Annotated in this window: 16 protein-coding genes and 1 pseudogene; 9 read left to right on the forward strand and 8 right to left on the reverse strand. The window is 60.9% G+C overall.

What is annotated here, in order from left to right; all coding sequences use genetic code 11:
- Positions 1-104: 104 nt before the first annotated feature.
- Positions 105-386 (forward strand): annotated as a pseudogene (locus AC2T9U_RS00335) (DEAD/DEAH box helicase family protein); the annotation flags it as partial.
- Positions 387-428: 42 nt separating this feature from the next.
- On the opposite strand, the gene AC2T9U_RS00340 reads toward AC2T9U_RS00335, so the two are convergent.
- Positions 429-1,022, reverse strand: coding sequence for a hypothetical protein (locus AC2T9U_RS00340; RefSeq protein WP_493696235.1), 594 nt, complete (start codon positions 1,020-1,022; stop codon positions 429-431).
- Positions 1,023-1,088: 66 nt separating this feature from the next.
- Here AC2T9U_RS00340 and AC2T9U_RS00345 point away from each other — a divergent pair, with 66 nt between their 5' ends.
- A complete protein-coding gene (locus AC2T9U_RS00345) occupies positions 1,089-1,301 on the forward strand; it encodes a hypothetical protein (RefSeq protein ID WP_493696236.1) in 213 nt (70 codons plus the stop codon).
- Here the strand turns inward: AC2T9U_RS00345 and AC2T9U_RS00350 are convergent.
- Complete coding sequence (locus tag AC2T9U_RS00350) at positions 1,298-1,762, reverse strand: hypothetical protein (protein WP_493696237.1); 465 nt, start codon at positions 1,760-1,762, stop codon at positions 1,298-1,300. The two genes, AC2T9U_RS00345 and AC2T9U_RS00350, sit on opposite strands and share 4 nt — an antisense overlap.
- Before the next feature lie 317 nt (positions 1,763-2,079).
- Here AC2T9U_RS00350 and AC2T9U_RS00355 point away from each other — a divergent pair, with 317 nt between their 5' ends.
- The gene (locus AC2T9U_RS00355) at positions 2,080-2,820 is read left to right on the forward strand and encodes a polysaccharide deacetylase family protein (RefSeq protein ID WP_493696238.1); all 741 of its coding nucleotides are present in this window, start codon (positions 2,080-2,082) and stop codon (positions 2,818-2,820) included.
- 81 nt (positions 2,821-2,901) lie between these two features.
- Here the strand turns inward: AC2T9U_RS00355 and cobN are convergent, their stop codons facing one another.
- Positions 2,902-6,708 carry a cobaltochelatase subunit CobN gene (gene cobN / locus AC2T9U_RS00360; protein WP_493696239.1) on the reverse strand — a complete coding sequence of 1,269 codons (3,807 nt, stop codon included), beginning with the start codon at positions 6,706-6,708 and terminating at the stop codon, positions 2,902-2,904.
- Positions 6,709-6,873: 165 nt separating this feature from the next.
- Between cobN and AC2T9U_RS00365 the strand changes: the two genes are divergently transcribed.
- Positions 6,874-8,145 (forward strand): glutaminase, encoded by a 1,272-nt coding sequence (locus AC2T9U_RS00365; protein ID WP_493696240.1) that lies wholly within the window; start codon positions 6,874-6,876, stop codon positions 8,143-8,145.
- Here the strand turns inward: AC2T9U_RS00365 and AC2T9U_RS00370 are convergent.
- The 4 genes from AC2T9U_RS00370 to AC2T9U_RS00385 form a co-directional block, all read right to left on the reverse strand.
- Positions 8,142-9,149, reverse strand: a complete 1,008-nt coding sequence (locus AC2T9U_RS00370) for an alpha/beta hydrolase fold domain-containing protein (RefSeq protein ID WP_493696241.1) — start codon at positions 9,147-9,149, stop codon at positions 8,142-8,144. The genes AC2T9U_RS00365 and AC2T9U_RS00370 overlap by 4 nt on opposite strands.
- On the reverse strand, positions 9,146-13,279 hold the full coding sequence (locus tag AC2T9U_RS00375; protein WP_493696242.1) for an MFS transporter: 4,134 nt from the start codon (positions 13,277-13,279) through the stop codon (positions 9,146-9,148). Before AC2T9U_RS00375 ends, AC2T9U_RS00370 begins: the two co-directional genes overlap by 4 nt.
- A gap of 336 nt (positions 13,280-13,615) precedes the next feature.
- The gene (locus tag AC2T9U_RS00380; protein ID WP_181816113.1) at positions 13,616-13,792 is read right to left on the reverse strand and encodes a hypothetical protein; all 177 of its coding nucleotides are present in this window, start codon (positions 13,790-13,792) and stop codon (positions 13,616-13,618) included.
- 23 nt (positions 13,793-13,815) lie between these two features.
- Entirely contained in the window at positions 13,816-14,895 is a 1,080-nt protein-coding gene (locus AC2T9U_RS00385; protein WP_115031875.1) for a trypsin-like serine peptidase, read from the reverse strand.
- 907 nt (positions 14,896-15,802) lie between these two features.
- Between AC2T9U_RS00385 and AC2T9U_RS00390 the strand changes: the two genes are divergently transcribed.
- Both AC2T9U_RS00390 and AC2T9U_RS00395 read left to right on the forward strand, forming a co-directional pair.
- Positions 15,803-16,741: a DUF808 domain-containing protein gene (locus AC2T9U_RS00390; RefSeq protein WP_493696243.1), complete on the forward strand. Its 939-nt coding sequence runs from the start codon at positions 15,803-15,805 to the stop codon at positions 16,739-16,741.
- 68 nt (positions 16,742-16,809) lie between these two features.
- Complete coding sequence (locus AC2T9U_RS00395; protein WP_493696244.1) at positions 16,810-17,574, forward strand: alpha/beta fold hydrolase; 765 nt, start codon at positions 16,810-16,812, stop codon at positions 17,572-17,574.
- 251 nt (positions 17,575-17,825) lie between these two features.
- Here the strand turns inward: AC2T9U_RS00395 and AC2T9U_RS00400 are convergent, their stop codons facing one another.
- Positions 17,826-17,954: a hypothetical protein gene (locus AC2T9U_RS00400; RefSeq protein WP_493696245.1), complete on the reverse strand. Its 129-nt coding sequence runs from the start codon at positions 17,952-17,954 to the stop codon at positions 17,826-17,828.
- A 42-nt stretch (positions 17,955-17,996) separates the two neighbouring features.
- On the opposite strand from AC2T9U_RS00400, the gene AC2T9U_RS00405 reads away from it, so the two are divergent.
- The 3 genes from AC2T9U_RS00405 to AC2T9U_RS00415 all read left to right on the forward strand — a co-directional run bounded on the left by AC2T9U_RS00405 (position 17,997) and on the right by AC2T9U_RS00415 (position 21,179).
- On the forward strand, positions 17,997-18,575 hold the full coding sequence (locus AC2T9U_RS00405) for an NUDIX hydrolase (protein WP_493696964.1): 579 nt from the start codon (positions 17,997-17,999) through the stop codon (positions 18,573-18,575).
- Between the two features lie 214 nt (positions 18,576-18,789).
- Positions 18,790-19,959 carry a hypothetical protein gene (locus AC2T9U_RS00410; RefSeq protein ID WP_493696246.1) on the forward strand — a complete coding sequence of 390 codons (1,170 nt, stop codon included), beginning with the start codon at positions 18,790-18,792 and terminating at the stop codon, positions 19,957-19,959.
- A complete protein-coding gene (locus AC2T9U_RS00415) occupies positions 19,956-21,179 on the forward strand; it encodes an ABC transporter permease (RefSeq protein ID WP_493696247.1) in 1,224 nt (407 codons plus the stop codon). Before AC2T9U_RS00410 ends, AC2T9U_RS00415 begins: the two co-directional genes overlap by 4 nt.
- The last annotated feature ends 366 nt before the right edge of the window (positions 21,180-21,545 follow it).

The raw sequence follows: 21,545 nt of genomic DNA on the forward strand, positions 1-21,545 counted from the left end.
ACCAACCCACCGCAACCAACACCCCCACCCTCCCCAACCCCCACCTCAAACCCTGGCAACACACCGCCATCACCGCCTGGAACAACGCCGGACACATCGGCGTCATCGAAACCGTCGACACCGACCGCACCCCCCTAGCCCTCGCCGCCATCACCGACGCCCTACGCGAAGGCCTACGCACCGTCCTCATCACCCCCAGCGACGCCCTCGCCAACCAATGGCACCAACGCATCCACCACGCCTACCCCCAACTCACCCTCGGCGACACCACCACACCCAACGCCCACGTCACCATCACCACCGCCACCAACCTCGCCACACACAACCCCCTCAACCCCAACGAAGCCGCCCTCCTCATCGCCGACGAAGTCCACCGATACGCCACCGACGACACCACCCCCGCCCTCACCCCCCAATACACCCGACGCCTAGGCCTGACCGCCGAATACAAACGCGGCGACACCGGCGACGCCCAACACCTCTGGCCCTACTTCCGCCACGTCGTCCACCGCCTGGGCTACCGCGACGCCATCAACAACAACCTCATCACCCCCTACCGCATCGCCCGCATCGGCATCCACCTCACCCCCGAAGAACACACCCAATACACCCACGCCATCCAACAGCTCCACACCACCACAACCGACCTCATCACCCACCACGGCGCCCGCCCCAATACCAACCTCCACGCCTACGCCACCACCCTGACCACACAACCCGACCACCCCGGACACACCAGCGCCACCACATACCTCAACACCCTCACCAACATTCGCACCACCCTGACCACAGCCCAAGCAAAACTCGACGCCATCACCGCCCTGACCCCCATCATCACCAGCCAAGACGACCTCATCATCTTCACCGAAGGCACCGAAACCACCCCCCGCATCACCCAAGCCCTCACCACCATCCACCCCCACAGCCTCGCCATCCATACCGCCAACCCAGGCGACTCCAACATCCAACGCACCACACTGCACACACCCCCCGACACCAAGACCACAACCGAAACCATCCACGAAGGCATCACCGCCCCCACCGCAAACATCGGCATCGTCCTGAGCCCCACCCGCAGCAAACGACAAATGACCAGACGCCTCGCCTGCCTCGTCACACCCACCTCTGACCCCACCAATCAACGCATCGCCCGCGGCATCGTCCTCTACGCCCTCGAGACCATCGAAGACACCCCCCAACAACACGCCGTCTACAACGAAATGCTCCGCAACGCCCAAGCAACCGAACAATTCACCTTCCCCGCGGGGCTGGCCGCCGCCCGCGGATTCCTCACTCCCTAAACCTCACCAACCACCGTCACAGACCACCCCGTCAACCCCGCCAACGACGCACCCACCTCACCCAACGCCGCCTGCCGGTCCGGCAGCAACGCCACCAACACCACCGCCAACGGCAACCCCCGCAACGGCCGACACGCATCCACCAGCCTTGAAGAGGCCAACACATCCTTACCCGGATCTAACTGCGCCCGCCTCACCAACGACTTACCTACCTCATCAGCCCCCCGCACACCCCCCAGCGCCAAAGCCACCCCCAACAACAACACCCCCGACTCCGTGGCACCAAAAGCTGGCCGCAACGACCACGACGGATGCGCCACTGGCCCCTCACCCCGAGGCACATCAGCAACACACCGAAACGTCCACCCACCTGGAGTCAACAACTGACCCAGCACATCCGCGTGATGCGGCAACGACCCCACCCGATCCCGAGGACCGGCAACCAACGAACACGCAAGCACGCGAAAACCTCCACATCGACAGGGCATTGGGCAACCAACACGCCCAGACCCCCATCGACCCACCCCAACTCCCCAACAACACATATCGAAAAAAGAGACAGAAGCTCCCATAAAACGAAAAAGCACTGTCCATACTTCGGATCAGAAGGGGATTGTGAGTCAAATGTGAGACCCCCTGAACATGAGGCCCTTTTTCATCACCCCACTCACCCCACAGTGAGGCATTCATCACCGATGTCCCACATAAAAGCCCTCTGGCCTGCGTGGACAAAGAACTCCACTTGTCCCACACCGGTGAACGATAGATAGTTCTAAACATGCGTACATCAGGGGGACGCCGCAAAGCGATTACCGCAGCGGCAATAACAGGATTGGTCGTCGCCAGCATCGGGACGGCCACGACAAGCCAAGCAGCTCCAAAAGAAACACGTAAACCAACTGCCACCACATCTGCCACGGCCGCGAAGCCAGTAGCCAAGCCCAGCAGCAAAACGAAAAAAAACAGCAAAGTCGTCTACCTCACATTTGACGACGGTCCCAGCCCCAAATACACACCCCAGGTTCTGGACCTGCTCAAGAAGCACAACGCCAAAGCCACCTTCTTCGTGCTCGGCGGCAACGCAAAAAACAACCCAAGCCTTATCAAACGGATCCGGTCAGGTGGCCACGCCATCGGCAACCACACCTACACACACCCGTGGCTGACCAAAATCGCGCCTAACCGCATCGCCAACGAACTCACCAGCACCGATGCCGCGATCGGTAGCCGCACCAGCTGCATGCGTCCCCCCGGTGGATTCGTTAACCAAACGGTCCGTAACGCCGTTGCCAAGCAAGGTAAGAGCGTGGTCATGTGGACTGTTGACACCTCTGACTGGTCCCGCCCAGGAGTCAACACCATCGTTAACCGCGTCATGAAAAACACCCGCAACGGAAGCATCGTGCTCATGCACGACGGTGGCGGCCCGCGCAGCCAATCCGTTGCCGCCCTCGGGCAGGTTTTGCCGAAGCTAGCCAAAGCTGGCTACCGGTTCGAGACTTTGCCTCAGTGCCGCTGAGACACCCCGTGAGATAGGGCTCTGCTTGGGAATGCTTACGTAAGCACTCCCAAGCAGAGCCCTATCTTCTAGCACGTCTGCCTAGCCTTGGGAATCCTCTAGATCTCCCTCAACATCCATGTACACCTCGAGCAGCTGATCCATTAGCTCCGAGTCCGGGTTCTCCCATAGCCCTCTATCTGCAGCCTCTTTCAACCGTTCAACAATGCCGTGCAGCGCCCATGGGTTCGCGTGTTTCAAAAACTCCTGGTTCTTTTCATCTAGCACGTAGGACTCAGCGAGTTTCTCGTACATCCAGTCCTCAACCACGCCAGCAGTAGCATCGAATCCGAACATGTAGTCCACGGTGGCGGCCATCTCAAAGGCGCCCTTGTAGCCGTGCCGCTGCATCGCGCCGATCCATCGTGGGTTGACCACACGTGCTCGGAAAACACGGGCAGTTTCTTCTGCCAAGGAACGGGTGCGTACCGCATCAGGAGTTGTTGAGTCACCGACGTAGCTCTTTGGTGAGTTACCTGTTAGCGCACGCACCGTGGCGATCATTCCGCCGTGGTACTGGAAATAGTCATCAGAGTCGGCGATGTCATGTTCACGGGTATCAACATTTTTCGCAGCTACCGTGATACGTCGATAAGCACGTTCCATATCGCCACGCGCAGGCACGCCATCGAGTTCACGGCCATAGGCATATCCACCCCACGTGGCGTACACCTCGGCCAGATCGGCATCGCTGCGCCAATTACCTGACTCAAGCAGAGGCAACAGCCCTGCCCCATAAGTGCCAGGCTTGGACCCGAAAATGCGGCTTGTGGCGCGGCGTTTTTCGGTGCCTTCGGCTACATCGGCGTGGACGTGTGCACGAACATAGTTCTGATCAGCAGGTTCTTCTAGTTCTGCCACTAAGGAGATGGCGTCATCGAGCATGGTGACGACATAGGGGAAGGCATCACGGAAAAATCCACTGATACGAACGGTGACGTCAATGCGCGGACGACCGAGTTCTTCCAAAGGAATCGGTTCAACGCCGGTGACGCGGCGGGAAGCTTCGTCCCACACAGGGCGTACACCAATCAGCGCGAGTACCTCGGCGATGTCGTCACCGCTGGTACGCATGGCTGAGGTTCCCCACATGGACAGGCCGACGCTAGGCGGGTATTCGCCAGTTTCGGCCAGATAACGCTCGAGAAGAGTGTCTGCGAGCTGGCGGCCGGTTTCCCATGCCAGGCGCGAAGGGATAGCGCGCGGGTCGACTGCGTAGAAGTTACGCCCAGTTGGCAAGACGTTGATAAGGCCACGCAGCGGGGAACCGGATGGTCCCGCTTTGATGAACCCGCCATCGAGAGCGTGCATGACTGCCTCGATCTCCTCTGCAGTGCCTGCGAGGCGGGGAATGACTTCGGTGCAGGCAAATACCAAGGAGGCGCGGACTGCGTCGATGTCGATGGGGGATTCATTGGCGCTGGTGTCGAGAACGGTAGTGATTGCTTCGTCGATAGCGGTGATGTCCCAGTTGGCGTCTTCGAGTGCTTGGACGAGGGCACGTGCTTGTTTTTCGATGGTGTCAACGCAGCTGCGGGCGCCGCCGCGGTCTGCGCCTTCATCGAGGCCGAGGGCGACTCGTAGGCCGGGGATGGCGCCGATAGTGCCGCCGAACATTTGGTTGGCGCGCAGGATTGCCAGGACGAGGTTGACGCGTGCTTCACCGGTGGGGGCTTGGCCGAGGGTGTGGAGTCCGTCACGGATTTGGGCGTCTTTGATTTCGCAAAGCCAGCCGTCGACGTGCAGGAGCATATCGTCGAATTCGTCCTCGCTGGGGCGTGCCTCTAGACCAAGATCGCGGTCCATTTTGGCTGCTTGGAGCAGGGTCCAGATTTCGCCTTGGAGGGCGGGTGCTTTGGCCGGGTCCATGACCGACACAGAGCTGTATTCGTCGAGGAGTTGTTCGAGTCGGGCGATGTCGCCGTAGGTTTCGGCGCGTGCCATCGGGGGGACGAGGTGGTCGATGAGGGTGGCGTGGGCGCGGCGTTTGGCTTGGGTGCCTTCGCCGGGGTCGTTGACGAGGAAGGGGTAGATGAGTGGCATGGAGCCGAGGGCGGCGTCGGGGCCTGCAGTGGCATCTAGGGCCAGGGATTTACCGGAAAGCCATTCGAGGTTTCCGTGTTTGCCGACGTGGACGACGGCGTGGGCGCCGAAGATTTCGTCAATCCAGCGGTATACGGCCAGGTAGTGGTGTGTGGGGGGGAGGTCGGGGTCGTGGTAGATGGCGATGGGGTTTTCCCCGAAGCCGCGTGGTGGTTGGACGAGTAGGACGACGTTGCCGGCGCGCAGCGCAGCGCCGACGATTTCACCATCTGGGTCTTGGCAGTTGGGGTTGTTGTGGTCGACGTAGATTTTTCCGGGTGCTTCTCCCCAGTGCTGGGTCATGTCGTTTTGGAGTGGTTCGGGCAGGTTGGCGAACCATTGCCGGTACGTGGCGGCCGGGATGCGAATGGGCTGTCCGGAGAGTTGTTCGGCGGTGAGCCAGTCGGGGTCTTGCCCGCCTGCGTCGATGAGGGCGTGTATGAGGGCGTTTCCGCTGGTTGTTTCTGGGTTTTCGTGTTCGGGTGCGGCTGCGAGTTCGGTGTCGCTGGGGGGTTGGATGCCGGGGATGTCGCCGGGGTTTCCGATGTTGTATCCGGCTTGGGCCATGCGTCGTAGTAGTCGTACGACGGATACGGGGGTGTCGAGGCCAACAGCGTTGCCGATGCGGGAGTGTTTGGTGGGGTAGGCGGATAGGACGATGGCGATGCGTCGTTCGTGGGGTGGGATGTGGCGTAGGAGGCCGTGGCGGACGGCGATTCCGGCGACGCGTGCGCAGCGTTCTGGGTCGGGTACATAGTGGGGGAGGCCGTCGTTGTCTATTTCTTTGAAAGAGAACGCGGTGCTGATGAGGCGGCCATCGAATTCGGGGATGGCGACTTGGGTGGCGACGTCTAGGGGGCTCATGCCGTCGTCGCTGTTTTCCCAGCTGTTGCGGCTCCAGGTGAGGCAGAGCCCTTGGATGATGGGTAGGTCTAGGCGGGCGAGGGCTTCGACATTCCATGCTTCGTCGTCACCGCCGGCGGTGACGTTGGCGGTGTTGGTTGCTGCTCCGCCGGAGGCTAGGACGGTGGTGATGAGGGTGTCGTAGGTGCTCAGGTGTGCGAGGAGGTCGTCGGGGGCTTCGCGTAAGGAGGCGGCGAAGATGGGGGTTCCGACACCGCCTGCGTTGTCGATGGCGTCAGCCAGAGCGTGGACGTAGGTGGTGTTTCCAGCGGTGTATTGGGCTCGGTAGAAGATGATGCCGATGCGGGGGCGTGGGTATCCGTCGGGGCGGGGGGTGGTGGGTTGAGTGCGCGGGAGAGTTCCCCAGAAAGGTTGTTGTGTGGGGGGTTCGAAGGCGTCGCCGGTGAGTAGGACGGTGTCGGCGAGGAAGGCGTGGAGGTTAGTGAGGTTTTCTGGGCCGCCTTGGGCCAGGTAGATGTGTGCTTGGGCGGCGACACCGGTGGGGACGGTGGAGTAGGCCATGAGGGAGGCATCGGGGGCTTGTTCTCCGCCGAGGACAATGAGGGGTGTGTTGGTGTGGTTGAGGTGGTTTTGGAGGTGGGGGAAGTGTTCGGGCATGCCGGCTGCGGAGCCGAGGTATCGGTAGATGACGAGGTCGGCGTCGTTGGTGAGTTGGTGGAGTTGTTGGGTGATGTGGGTGGTGGCTTTGCGGGTGTCCTCGTGGTGGTTGCCGCTGCCTTCTCCGATGTGGTGCCAGGCTTCGCGTTCGAGGCGACTGGGGTTGGCGTAGATGTAGTTGGCTCCGCTGCCGCGGGCGGCGAGGAGGTCAGTGTCGGAGGTGGATAGCAGGGCGATGCGGGTCACGAAGGCTCCTCGCTTGGGGGTGTTGCTGTGGGGTGCAACGCGGTTCTGATCATCTTAGTGAGGTAGGTGGTGGTGCGGTTTGGTTGCTTGGGTGGTGTTGGTGGGTGGTGGGTTTGGGGGTGTCGAGGTGGGGTTGTTTGTGGTTGGTGGGGTCAGGATGGGGGGATGAGGTCAATGATTCCGGATTACGTTCGGCAGATTTGTGAGACGTGTTCGGATGCGTGGTTGGCGGGTGAGAACGCGCATTACATTCCGGAGTTGGCTAAGCAGGATCCGTCGTTGTTTGGGGTGGCTTTGTCGACGGTGGATGGTCAGGTGTATGCGGTGGGGGATACGGAGGTGGAGTTCACGATTCAGTCGATTTCGAAGCCGTTTGTGTATGCGATGGCGTTGGTGGATCGGGGTTTGCCGGAGTTGGCTGCGTATATCGGGGTGGAGCCTTCGGGGGAGGCGTTTAATGAGTTGTCGTTGGATGTGGGGTCTAAACGGCCGTTGAATCCGATGATTAATGCGGGGGCGTTGACTGCGCACGCGTTGGTGGGTGGGGTTGGTGATGGGGCGGATGCGCGTTTTGAGCGGATTCGTTCGGGGATGAGTGCTTTTGCTGGTCGGGAGTTGTCGTTGGATCAGGATGTGTTTGAGTCTGAGTTGCAGACGGCGTATCGCAATCGTGCGTTGGCGAATATGTTGCGGGGGTATGAGGTTCTTCCGGATGAGCCGGAGGATGTAGTGCGTGGGTACACGATGCAGTGTGCGTTGCGGGTGACGGTGCGTGATTTGGCGTTGATGGCGGCGACGTTGGCCAATGGTGGTGTGCAGCCGTTGACGGGGGAGCAGGTGGTGTTGGCTCCGGTGGTGCGTCAGGTGATGTCGGTGATGTTTGCGTGTGGCATGTATGACGAGGCGGGGGAGTGGATTACGTCGGTGGGGATTCCGGCTAAGTCAGGTGTGGGCGGGGGGATTATTGGGGCGTTGCCGGGCCAGTTAGGGGTGGCGACGTTGTCTCCGCCGTTGGATGCGCATGGGAACAGTGTGCGTGGGGTGGAGGTGTTTCAGCGGTTGTCTGGCGATATGGGGATGCATTTGATGGAGGTGCCGCCGCCGGCGATGTCGGTGGTGAGGTTTGCTGGGCCGGTGCAGGTCGCTGGTGGGGTGGTGTTTGTGTATGACTTGCAAGGGGCGCTTCGGTTTGCTGCGGTGGAGCGGGTGGTGCGGATGGTCTCTGATGAGGGCCCCTCGGAGCGGACGGTGGTGTTTGACCTTATTGATGTGCCGCAGCTGGATGATGTTGCGCGGCGGATGTTGTTGGAGTTGGCGCGGCGGATGACGTTGGAGGGGTATGACGTGTGGTGGGTGGGGTGGCGTGGTCCGGTGCCGTGGCCGGGGGAAGGGGGGTCGTTGCGGTTGGCGGACAGTTTGGATGAGGTGGTGCTTTAGCGGTTTGTGGGGGTGGTGAAGTGGTGTTTGAGGAAGGTGATGATGTGTGCGCGTATTTCGGGGGTGGTGTAGAAGGTGGTGTCGGCGTGACCGGCGTTGATGAGGTGGACCTCAGTGTTGACTTGGTTGTTGCGTAGGGCGGTGGCGGCGCGTTCGGATTGGGTGTGGGGGACGATGCAGTCGTGGGTGCCGTGGAGGAAGAGGGTGGGGGCAGAGTTGCGTGAGGTTTGGGTGATGGGGCTGGCGGCGTCTGCGGCGTCAGCGTTGGCTGCATCGGCAGGGTCTTTACCGCCGATGAGTTTTCCTTCGGGAGAGTCCGGGCCGTGGTCGCCAGGGCCGCATCCGGCATCGACGCGTTGCTGGACGAGGTTAGTCAGGTCAGAGACGCCGTAGAGGCTCACTACTGCGGCGACACTGCTGGAGGCTTTGGTGATGCCGATGGTGCCTTCGGCTGAAGGGTTTCCGCGGGTGGTTCCCAGGAGTTGGGCGAGGTGCCCGCCAGCGGACTCACCGATGACGGCGATGCGTTGGGGGTCCAGTCCGTAGCGTCCGGCGTGGGCGTGGAGCCATCGGGTGGCAGCCTTGACATCGTGGAGTTGGGCGGGCATCACAGCTTCGGGGGTGAGCCGATAGCCGATGGAAGCGGTCGCCCATCCTTGTGCCAGCAGGGCTGATCGTAGGGCAGCGAAGTTAGCGTTTTTGGAAGATTCGAAGCTGCGAGGGTCACCGCCGGACCAGGCGCCGCCGTGGATGAACATGACCACGGGGATGCGTCCTTTTTGGCCTGGGGGGACGGTCAGGTCGAGTCGTTGTCGGGGGTCACCTTTGGCTACGTAGGGCTGGTCAAGGAGGTGCTGGGGGGTGATGGGGGTGGGTTGGGTGGTGACTGTTGGGTGGTGGGAGGCGTACTCCTGCGGGGTGAGCGGCACCGCGCAGGCAGTGGTGAGCAGAATGCCTGCCAGGGCAGCAGCGGCGCGGGTGAAGTGGGTGGGGGTGGGGCTCACCGTAGGCTCCGCGGGTTGGCTGGCATGAGTAGCACAGCAAGAGTGCCTAGCAGCGCGATACCTGAGAACACGTAGAAACCCCATGGGTGCCCCAGCCCTGCAGATAGCAGGGTACCGGTGATGGCTGGTCCGGTGATGGCGCCGATACGGCCGATACCGCTGGCCAGGCCGAGGGCGGTGCCTCGTTTGCTGGGGATGATGAGGTGGGCGATGTGGGCGTAGATGAGTCCTTGGGCGCTGAACACGAAGAGTCCAGTGATGAACATGAGGATGTGCAGGATGAATTCGTTCTCCCAGTGGATGGACAGGAGAGCGAGGAATACCGCGGAGGCTGCGAACCAGATGGCGGTGGAGCGTTTGATTCCGCCGCGGTCGGCGACGATGCCTGCGATGGCCAGACCAGTGATGGCTCCTGCATTCATGATGAACAGCAAAGACAGGGAAGCATCCAGTGAGTAGCCTGCGCTGCGCATCAGTTGGGGTAGCCAAATGTTGAGGCCATAGACGAGCAGCAGACTCAGGAAGGAAGCTACCCAGGAGCCAAGAATGGCGCCTTTGTGGTTGCTGAGCAGGTCACCGAAAGTGCTGCGGTTGTGGCGAGGCACGAGTGCGCTGTGCGAGTCGTGGAAGAACAGCCACACGAGCGGGATGAGCGGCAGCCCTGCCGCACCACCGATGTAGAACAGTAGTTGCCAGTGCGGAAGCACTGTCATAGCGACGATGGAGATCAGCACGGCTCCGACGTGATAGCCGGTCATGGTCATTGTGGTTGATGAGGCCTTGCGATCGTGACGGCCGCTTTCGGTGGCGGTTGCGATCGCGATCGGCATGCTGGCGCCTAAGCCAATACCGGCCAGGAATCGTGCAGCGGCGAAGAAGGGGATGCTGGGGGTTAAGGGCACAGCGATAGTGGAGAAGCTGAAAAGGGCGATTGCTGCCATGAGCCCTCCTCGTCGCCCGAATTTGTCGGTGAGTGGTCCCCCCAGGATGGATCCGATTGCTACACCGATCAAGGAGACAGTGGCGATGAGGGTGGCGTCGCCGGGAGTCATGCCGAGGTATTTGTTTTCGAAGAGAGTGGGGATGGCTGCGCCAAAAGCAACCAAGTCGAACCCTTCAAGAGCGATGGTCAGCCAGCACAGCAGTGCAGTGAGTTTGTGTGAGGCACGGCCAGCGAGTATGCGGGGGCCGCGGCTGGTGTATTCCTCGTAACTGTCGTTGTCGTTGTCGTAGTCCTCCTCGTAGTCATCGCGGGCATTACGAGTCTGGGGTTCTTGGTACTGGCGAAGTCGCCTGCTGGTGACCCCATGAGGTTCGGGACGTTCTGGCCGGACCTGGATAGCTTGGGTTTTTGCTTGGTCCAGGCGTGCACGGATCGCTTCGGTGCGGGCTTCGTGAGGGTTGAACGGCTGCTCGCGCTCGCGGCTACGTTCGTGAGGTTGGTCGCGCTCGTCGTGGTGGGTTTGACGATTGCGGTTATCTCGGGGGGCTACTTGTGTTTGTAGCGCCTGGGTGCGTGCTTGGTCTGGTGGCTCTTCTTCGTCGTCAGGGTCTTCGTCCCAGTAGTTGTGAGGTAGTTCCCGTTCGTGGCTGCGAGCTCGTTCGCGTTCGTCGTTTTCTCCCCAGTGGGGGTGGCGTGGGTTGCCGGTGGGGCCCCATTCTTCGGGGCGGCGTGGGCGGCGCCGTTGTGCCCAGTTGTCGTCGTCGCCGCTGGGTATGCGGGTGGTGCGTGCAGATTCGTCGTGGTCGTGCTCGTGTTCGTTGCGGCGGGAGTGGGATTGTTCTTGGCGCTGGCGGGGGTGGGATTCGTTGCGGCGCTGGTCCCATGGGGTCTGACGCGTGGGTTGATTGTTTTCTTGGTCCCAGCGGTCACGGATATTGGGGGTATCCCAGTCGTCGTGAGTGCTGTCGGTGTCGTGGGCGTTGTGGCGTGCGGGGATGGGTGGGGTGGCCGGTTCGGTCCACTGTTCTTTTTGGGTGCGGCGGGGGCGTGGCTCAGGGGAGGGTTCTTCTTTGGCTGGGGCTGTGGTGTGTTCTTCGGGCTTTTTCTTGATGGTTCCGAATGCAGAGCTGGATGGCCATCCCCAGTTCGCCCCTGGACGCGAAGTTTTGGGGGTTTCTTCTGTGGTTGCTGCTTCGGTGGGGGTGCTGGTGATGCCGCGGGCATGGTCCCAGGCTTCTTGAGCGCTGGTGGCGCGGTTTTCTGGGCGTGGGGTGGTTGGGGTGTGTTGTTTTTGGGGTTGTGAGTCGGGGGTTTCGGGGTGTGGTTGGTGTTGTGGTGCTGGGCGCTGGGGGGTTTGGGTGCGCTGGTTGGGGGAGGGGGTTGCCGGACCAAAATCGGATCGGGAAGGCCAGCCCCAGTTAGCGCCGGGGCGAGGAGAGCTGCTGGTGGTTTCGGGTTGGTCCCAGCTGTTGTTACTGCTGGACCATCTTTCACTGCTACTGCTACTGCTACTGCTACTGCTACTGCCGTTGGTGCTGGTGGTAGACCAGTTGTTGTTTTTGTTGGTTTCGGGGGTGTTGGTTTTTCCCCAGGTGTCAGTGGTGCTTGTGGAACTGGTGGGCTGGTCCCAGTTCCAGCTTTCGGCTGGTGGTGTGCTGGTGCGTTGTTCGGCGGCGCGTTGTTCGCGGCGGCTGCGGCGACTAGGAGTTTCGGGAGTGCTGCTGGTGCTGGGTGATGCCCATGCATCACTGCTGGTGGTAGACCAGCCATTACTGCCACTAGCGCTGGTGGCAGACCAACTATTGGTGCCGCCGTTGGTGCTGGTGGAGGGGGCGTTAGTACTGCTGGTTTTTCCCCAGGTGTCAGTGGTGCTTGTGGAACTGGTGGGCTGGTCCCAGTTCCAGCTTTCGGCTGGTGGTGTGCTGGTGCGTTGTTCGGCGGCGCGTTGTTCGCGGCGGCTGCGGCGACTAGGAGTTTCGGGAGTGCTGCTGGTGCTGGGTGATGCCCATGCATCACTGCTGGTGGTAGACCAGCCATTACTGCCACTAGCGCTGGTGGCAGACCAACTATTGGTGCCGCCGTTGGTGCTGGTGGAGGGGGCGTTAGTACTGCTGGTTTTTCCCCAGGTGTCAGTGGTGCTTGTGGAACTGGTGGGCTGGTCCCAGTTCCAGCTTTCGGCTGGTGGTGTGCTGGTGCGTTGTTCGGCGGCGCGTTGTTCGCGGCGGCTGCGGCGACTAGGAGTTTCGGGAGTGCTGCTGGTGCTGGGTGATGCCCATGCATCACTGCTGGTGGTAGACCAGCCATTACTGCCACTAGCGCTGGTGGCAGACCAACTATTGGTGCCGCCGTTGGTGCTGGTGGAGGGGGCGTTAGTACTGCTGGTTTTTCCCCAGGTGTCAGTGGTGCTTGTGGAACTGGTGGGCTGGTCCCAGTTCCAGCTTTCGGCTGGTGGTGTGCTGGTGCGTTGTTCGGCGGCGCGTTGTTCGCGGCGGCTGCGGCGACTAGGAGTTTCGGGAGTGCTGGTTTTCCCCCAGGTGTCAGTGGCGTTCGAGTTGTTGATGGAGGTTGAGTCCCACTGTTCGGCGGTGCGTTGTTCGCGGCGGCTGCGGCGACTAGGAGTTTCAGGTGGGGACGATGCAGTTGAGGTCGAAGAAGTGCCCCCGTTGGGGGCAGAGCTGCTCCAGCTGTTGCCAGAAGTTCCGTACGAGCTGGAAGAGGTACGTGATTCCCAGCTGTTTGAGGTGTTTTCCCACCCGTTTGAGGTGCTACTTGTTCCCCATGGTGAAGAAGTCGAGGTGCCGCTATTCCAAGAAGAGGTAGCACCGGGAGTCGATGTTTGGGAGCCAGATACTTCTTTGTTGTTGGCCAGTGCAGCGTTCCATGCATCTGCAGCTGAAGCGTACCCACCAGAAGTAGACGAAGAAGACGAGGGAGAGGACCAATCGCTCGAGGGCGCTGCGTGCCTAGCAGGTGCGGTTTGATCCCATTGAGCGTTCTGTTGTTCGCGGCGGCTGCGGCGGGTGGGAAGGTCAGATTGGGTAGCCGACGTGTGCTGCTGTTGGCTATCTGCAAGGTTGCGTTGTTCGCGGCGGCTGCGGCGGCTAGGAAGTTCGGGTCGCTCGCCCTGATTGCGCTGCCGTTCGCCCCGTGGAGGCACGGGGATCGGTCCGGTAGGTGCTTTGTACATGGCAAGTCTCCCGAGGGGTTTCTCTCGTGATGAGTTCGGGGGAGACGGACATCTCTGCAGGTTGTGACCTGCACCAATGTGACCGAGTAGTGCGGCGTGTGCGCGGATCACCTTCCCCCGATAGGTGTGACCGCCACGTCGAGGCTACGGAAAATGAGCGTGTGGCGTCGGTGACCACGTGCCGATAAGAGGCCGTGGAGGTGCTGGACCTGGGGAGGGAATGTCGTTTAACCCAGTGATTCTCTCTCCAGGTCCCGACGCGTTTGTGTGAATACGCCGCCGCCTCGCCCGCCGGGAATTGGCGGGCGAGGCGGGGGTCATTCTGCTGTGTTGCCGTTACGGCTGCTGTTCAGTCTTTTCAGATGAGTGCTCGTCAGCATCATCTGGAAGATCCTGGAGTAGCGGGGCCGGCTCGGCTGCAGCTTGACGGGCAGCGGTGAAGTATTCACGAGTGCCCTGAGCTTCGGCCATTTCCCCCATGGAGGTGTGGTGGTCTTTTTCGGGGCTGCTCATGGTTACTCCTTATCGCTGGGTTGTCACTTCTTGTTGGTGTTGTTGTCCGCCGAAGCGTCTTCGTAGGCCTGCTGGATTTCTTTACCCCAGTACGGGCCGTACATGTCGGTGCCGGTGTTCTTGTAACCGTAGGAGTTCACGGAGTTCTGCACGGACTTGGCCGGGTCGTAGCCGTTGCCGACGAACCAGGGGCCACCGGAGGAGCCACCGGTCATGTCGCAGGGGATGCCCTGCGAGGTGCGCTTGCTGTTGTGGCGGTCGTCCTGGGCCTTGCCGTGGCAGGACTTCAGGGTCTGGCCGTCGAAGGGCTTAGCTGCCGGGTACCCGAAGGCCGAGTACTCCTGGCCGCGGGGCTGGTTGAAGGCGACACCGGTGGCGCCAACCTTGTCGGCCAGCTTGCTGCCGTCTTCAGCCGGAGCGATGACCACGAACGCGGTGTCCATGTTCATTTCGCCACGCTGCACCCAGTCGGTGGGGGTGTAGGCGCGCACGCCGACCCACTCGCCGAGGGGAGCCTTGCCGTTCTCGTAGGCCGGGACGAACATGAAGCTGTCCGCGTACTGGCCCTTGTCGTTGGCGCAGTGGCCAGCGGTGGCGACAACGGACTTGTTCTTGGACTGCACGGAGTTCGCGGAGCAGACGTAGTCCTTGCCGCGCATCTTGAAGAAGACCTTGCCGATGGTGGGGCGAGGTGCCTCAGCAGCGGCGCGGGGAACCGTGGTGCCGGCGTAGGACATCGGCTGAGCGCTCTGCTGCTTCGCTGGCTCGGTCGGCTTGGCCGTGGGGGCGGCCGTCGGTCCGTTCTGGTCGGAGTTGAAGTCCTGCGTCATGTCGATCGCAGCCTTCATGCGCTCCGGAGTCCAGTAGTCCGTGACAGCTTTCTTCTGCTGGGTGAACTCGTGGGTGATGAATGGCTTGTTCGGGTCCTGGTGGCCCGTGGGGGTGGACGCGCCCGGGCCAGCCGGTGCGGTGGCTGAGGGCTGGTTCTGGCCGCCAGGGTTGGCGCTGGCCGTGTAGGCCAGTGCAGGGGTGGCGAGAGTGGTGAGGGCGATTGCGGCGGCGATCAGGGGACGCCGTGCTGCTCTGGTGGTGAAAGACTTCATCAACCTACTCGTACTTTCTGCTGGAGAAGGGTTGGGCGTACCCCCTGGTGAAAAGGGGGTTGACGGTCCAAATGCCTGCAGGGGGGCAGGACGTGTTGCGGGTGTCCTGTGCATGCGTTGGTGTCAGTCGCCAGGCGGAGAGATCCGACCAGTGGGGACAGTAGTCGTTCGCGACAGCAAATGAGATGCGTAGTAACGGTTTGATAACAGTGTGCTTGCTTGTCGGCGTGTCAGATTCAGCTGGCATTCACGTATATATGAAGTCTTCTGGGGGCCTGTTTGAGGCGGGGGTGAACTCGTTAGAGAAGCGATGCTTAAGTCAATGTTTTCGGCAGATTCGGTGATATTGAGCTCACTCAAAAAGTTTAGTTTCAGTGATCTCGCAAACTGAGACAAAACTGTGACAATCCGCAAACAAACCTCCATTCGTTGCTCAGAGGTTCCGAAAAGCGGGCCGGGTAGCTGCGCTGGCGCGCTAGCGGTGGATGACTACAAGCGATCCGCTGCGCCCAGGTAAGAGTGAACTGCAGACGCTTCGGGGTCCGGTGGCTAAGGGGTGCAGGTGTTGCGTTTCCAGAAGGGAAGATAAGGCGGCTAGGTCTGAAAATCGCGCAAGCCCTAGTTCACTCATGAGTTCTGTGTAAAAACCTGTGATCTTCATTGAAGAATCTGCTATCGAGATCCTAAAGGTGGGAAAGGCTGATCCGGTAGTGGAAAAGCTAATTCAAGAAGCTTTCCTAGAATGTCAAAAATCTGAGCATGTGATGACCAGGGCTAGGTGCGTCTACAAGCCAGCTGTAGTCACGTCAACATCCCGTTAATGCGATAGGTACGGTAGGACAGCGGTGGTAAACGCCCCGCTTCATCGGGCAGCGCTTCCGTGCCTGCCATATGCTCAGGAGGTTTCATGGCCGCTGGTCTGGTTGCTTTACTCGATGACGTCGCTATGCTCGCCAAACTTGCTGCCGCCTCCATTGATGATGTGGCTGCTGCCGCAGGTAAAGCCAGCATCAAAGCTGCTGGCGTCGTCGTCGATGACACCGCAGTGACACCCCGCTACGTCACAGGATTCACCCCAGATCGGGAACTTCCAGCCATCTGGAGAATTGCCAAAGGATCTCTGGTAAACAAAATAGTTTTTATTCTCCCGGCAATCCTTATCCTGAGCCAGTTTGCGGCATTTCTGCTCACCCCACTGCTCATGCTTGGTGGGTTGTACCTGTCATTCGAAGGCGCAGAAAAAATTTGGGACAAAGTGACAGGTTATGAGGAAGAAAAAGAAGAATCTCCCGCAGTTCTGCAGGGGCCAGAAATGGAAGACAAGATGGTGAAAAGTGCAATCCGCACAGACTTCATCCTCTCTGCGGAGATCATGGTGATCTCCCTCAACGAAGTCGTTCACCAAACATTCTGGGAAAGAGCAATCATCCTCGTAGTCGTAGCGTTGCTCATCACTGCAGGCGTATACGGATTCGTCGGCCTACTCGTGAAAATGGACGATATTGGCATCGCCATGACCACCCAACGGTCCGGAGCGGCGCAAACACTCGGCCGCGCCCTGGTCACCGGAATGCCTAAAGTGCTCGCCGCGCTGGGCGCCGTAGGCACCGTCGCCATGCTGTGGGTTGGTGGCCACATTCTGCTCTCCGGAGCCGCTGAGCTCGGACTCGCAGCACCCTACGCAGTAGTGCACCACCTCGAAGGAGCCGTCACCGCAGCAACCGGCCCACTAGGTGGACCACTCGGATGGGTGACCAACACAGCCTTCTCTGCCCTGGCCGGACTCATCGTTGGGGTGATCGTTGTGCTCATCACGCACCTCATCCCCGGCAAAACGGCTCACTAAATCCAGGCGCGGCGGCGTGTGTCGATAGCAGAGTCGCCACACGCCGCCGCGCCTGGGATCATGAAACCGTGAGCGATCTTCCCGGCAACTTCCCAGGCGACCTGCCCGACAATGAAGCCCTCGAAGCGATGTTCGCTGCCGAGTCTGCGCCCGATCCCCAAGCGCGCCTCTGGGACGGCCGCGCCCGCCACCTCACCTTCCTGCACGGCCTCGGCGGATCACCCCTGACCTGGGAAAACCAAGTCGCAAAGCTCCCACCCGTAGGAATCCGCGCCCAGGCCCCCTGGCTGCGCGGAATGCGCCCAGCAGCCAACGAAACCTTCGACTTCTCCGCAGCCGCCGGAGACCTCCTCATGAACCTCCAACTCGAAGGGGCACCTCGCACCGCCATCATTGGGCATACCCTCGGCGGCATGGTCGGCATGCAAATGGCCGTCGACGCTCCCGAAACCATCTCCCACCTCGTCCTCATCGGCGCGCAAATCCGCCCACCCGCCGCAGCTCTCAAAGCGCAAAAAATGGCCCTCAAAATGACCCCACGCTCCCGCTTCGAAGCGATGGGTGTCTCCAAAAACCGCGTCGCCTCCGCCCTGGACATGATCGCCACCTTCGAAGCAGGCGACCATCTCGATGCAATCACCGCAAAAACACTGCTCGTTGCCGGTGAACGAGACCGAGCAGGACGCGCCGCTGCCGAACACATCGCAGCCAACATCGCGCAAGCCGACGTCTTCATCGTCCCCGGCGCTAGCACTGAACCTATGAATGAAAATGTCGAAGAGTTCAATACCCGCCTGTGGGACTTCCTCGGCGTTGAACCGCACACCTACTAAACACAAAGCTGGGAAGCCTACCAATCACGAAACGGGCAACCCACCAACATGGTTGAGACACCTATGACCTCCCAAAACCAGTCACACCAAGCTGGGCAACTGCGCAGCACAAGACACAAGGAAACAAACCGCAGCCCAGCCCCCAGTCAGGGGCAGAATGCACATGTCCCCGATCAGTTCGAGGTCACAAACCCTTTCCGCATGGTGATAGATCAGCCAACCAGCGCTGAGTCCCCACCCGCCTGTGGCCCTCACGGCTGCTCACCCACCACAGGCACATAAGCGCTGTGCCCCACACCGCCAGTACCCCACAAATCCCCACCTGGCTCACGCGCGCCAGCACCCAAATCACCACCGAAAAGCCCGCCTGGTTCACGCAATTCACGCCACCGCCACATCCGCAACGAAGAGCATCTGTGCTGATGCTCTTCGGCCCCGCCCCACACATCACCGACGAGCCGCACGACCCGGCAAGCATCGAAATCGTGCTGACAGAACGTGCGCACTCAATGCGCTCACACGCTGCACAAGTAGCCTTCCCCGGCGGCCACGAAGAACCAACCGACAATGGGCCAATCGCAGCCGCACTCCGAGAAGCCCACGAAGAAGTAGGAATACAACCAGCATCCGTAGAGATCATTTCGACGCTACCGGCACTATTCATGCGGCCACGACGCAACTGCGTCACCCCAGTAATAGGCTGGTGGCACACCCCACATCGCCTAGAAGCACGTGACCCCCGCGAAGTTGCCCGCGTTGAACGAATAGCAATAGCTGACCTGGTTAACCCAGCGAACCGATTCTCGGTCATATCACCAAGTGGTCACCGCGGCCCAGGATTCACAGCTCAGGGATTATTCATCTGGGGATTCACCGCCATGCTGCTCGATGCAGTAATCACCGCTGCAGGCTTAACCCTGCCTTATGACCACAGCATCGTGCGTCCTCTACCCGAAGCGCAACTAGCTGCCAGGCGCCGCGCAGCTGCCCCAGAAAAGTGATCTGCACCACATTGTGAGTGTGAGTGAATGCATAAATACACACACCCGGCCACAAACCCGGCATCCACAGGTTGCACGATGACCACGTGCCCGACAAGCATGCTCAAACCAGAGCAACCAACCCAGCCTAAAAAGCCAGCAACGTTGCGCCCCAACTAACCTCCCCCGAACACCCCCGCTGCACCCACCCTCAACGCCGGCGAAACCACCCCACGTGAGGACCACCAAAATCAAAAAACTACCTTCCCCGCTAACGAGCCTATCCCTCATCCTCGTAGCCGGACTCAGCACCGCCTTCGCCACCGGCTACCTCACCATCGGCACCCCCACCCCAGCCGACCCCGAAGACACCCCACCCCCTACCGCCAAAATTGGCAAAGGATCAGTCGCCCAACTCGCCGACGTCCCCCTCACCCAAGTCAGCGAATGGACCACCAACGCCGAAGCACCTATCGAAGCATCCCGCCGCGTCGTCACCCGCCTCACCCTCCGCGAAGGCGCCCACACCCCCCGCTGCACCTCACCCATCTCCGTCAACGACGTCCCCGTCCTCCTCATCCCCGGACAACGCCCCTTCTTCCGCGACCTCGCCCCCGGCGCCACCGGCAGTGACGTAGCTGCCCTCCAACGCGGACTCACCGCCTGCGGCCACCGTGTCACCGACCCCCCAGGCAAATTCGGCAAATCCACAGCAGCCGCATGGGCCGCCCTCATGCGCCCCTACAAACCCATCCCCGAGACCATCCACTGGCGACAACTGGTCCCCGTACCCGACAAAGTCAAAAAACTCCGCATCGCCAAACTCGGCGCCACCCTCGGCCAAGTCCTGCCCGAAGGCGCCCCTCTGATGAAACTCGACGGCGGCCCCCTCACCGCCATCGGCGGACTCGAACCCGCCCTCGCCAACGAACTCCACATGGGCCAAAGCATCAAAGTCACCATGGCATCAGGCAAAAATATCGTCGCCTCCGTCGCCGCCGTCACCATGCCCACCCACACCGCCTCAGCCGCAGGAAACCCACCCATCCAAGGCCTACCCAACCCACCCGGCAGCAACGAAACCCCCGAAACAACCCGACTAGAACCAGGCAACATCAAACCCGGCTTCTACAAGCTACAACTCACCCTGCCCTCCAACGACGACCCCAACGACAAACCCATCAAAGCCGCCATCAAACTCAACGCATCCCCAGCCGACAGCCTCCACGTTCCCCTAGCCGCCATCACCACCTGCAACGGCAAACCGTGCATCCGCCTCGCCAAAAATACCCAAAACCGCGACATCCCCGTCCAAACAGGCATCTCAGACGGAAACCTCGTCACCATCACCCCCCTCGAAGGACGCCTCTCAGTAGGTGACGAAGTCCTGGTGAGCGATAAGTGAACACCCCCCACACCACACCCCCCAGCCGCCGAGAACGCCGCCGCCACAACCGCGGCCACCGCACCAACATCCTGCGCACCATCACCACAGAAGCCCTGCGCCCCATCCGCCACAACCCCCTCAGCGCCCTCATACCCGCCCTAGCCATCGCCATCGCAAGCGCCGCATTCATCCTCTCCACAGGCATGCAAGGCATCAACGACGCCGCCGCCGCGCACCGCCTGGACTCAATGCTCACCAATCACGTCACCGTCTCCATTAACACCGAAGAACTCCCCCCAGCCCTGGCTCAACCCACCAACATCACCCAAGCCAGCACCCGCATCGGCCTACGAGAACCACTTATTACCTGGCGAATACACGACGCCAAAACCACCCGAAACATGCCCAACGGCACCCAAACCACCCACACCTGGCCCATCACCGCAGCCACCGAACACATCGCCCAACGCAGCGACATCCACGCCCGTCATGCCCTTGCCCCCATGCTCTCCACCGACGGCGCCGCAGCCGTAGGAAAAACCCTGGCCACCACCGAAAAACTCCGCATCGGCGACCACATCAGCATCAACAACCACCCCATCACCATCACCGACATCATCGAAGACGCAGGAAAACGCCCCGAACTCCTACGATCCATCCTCGTCTCAGACAAAACAGCAGTAACCCTCGGCGGAAACCCCACCCACATGAACCTCACCGGCTTCACCCCACCAGCCGGAGCAACTACCTACGCCAAACTGCTCCCACACGCCATCGCCCCCGGCTACGAAAACTCCATCCACCCCACCGCCACCGCCGTCACAAACCACCCCACCGAATCCCCTATCACCCCCGAACTGCTCACCCCCACCCACTACCTCACTATCACCGCAGCTCTCCTCGGCGCATTCCTTATCGGCATCATCCAATACGCAGCCGTTGCAGAACACCTCAACGAATACGCACTCAAAAAAGCACTCGGCGCCCGCGGCAAACACCTCTTCCTCGAATTGCTCCTACGCTCCAGCACCATCGGCCTAGCCGGCGGAATACTAGGCCTCATCATCGGCATGATTACCCTGGCCATCACCGCCGTACTCATCGACCAACCCGCCTACATCACTCCCTGGTCGATTCCTGCAGCCCTAGCCGCTACAACCATCCTCGGCGGACTCGGCGGAACTGCAGCAGCAACCCGAGTAGCCCGAATCAGCCCCACCACCGTCATCCACCCCTAACCCCACACCACTAGATGTACGGAGACACTCATTCGCCAGCCCTACGCCCGGTCAGAACGAAAGCCCGCTAAAACGATGATTACGCACACCAGAGAAGCCACCCCTGCTGCAGTCTGAACCGTTGATGCGCTGATGCCAGATGATACGAAACGTGCGCCTATAAAACTCACAAGGGCGATCCAGGAGTAGGCGATACTGCGACACCAGGAGGACACTGCCCCGAGTCGCTGAGGCGTTGTGACTAGTTGCCGGTAAGTCCGCCATCGGATGTTGAAAAATATGGCAGTGGCACTGGCGAACGACATAAGGGCACTGATCATAAAAACGCTTGTAAACCACCCGGCCAATGAGACTAACGATGCGGTA

It is taken from the genome of Dermatophilus sp. B7861-1 (assembly GCF_058996045.1).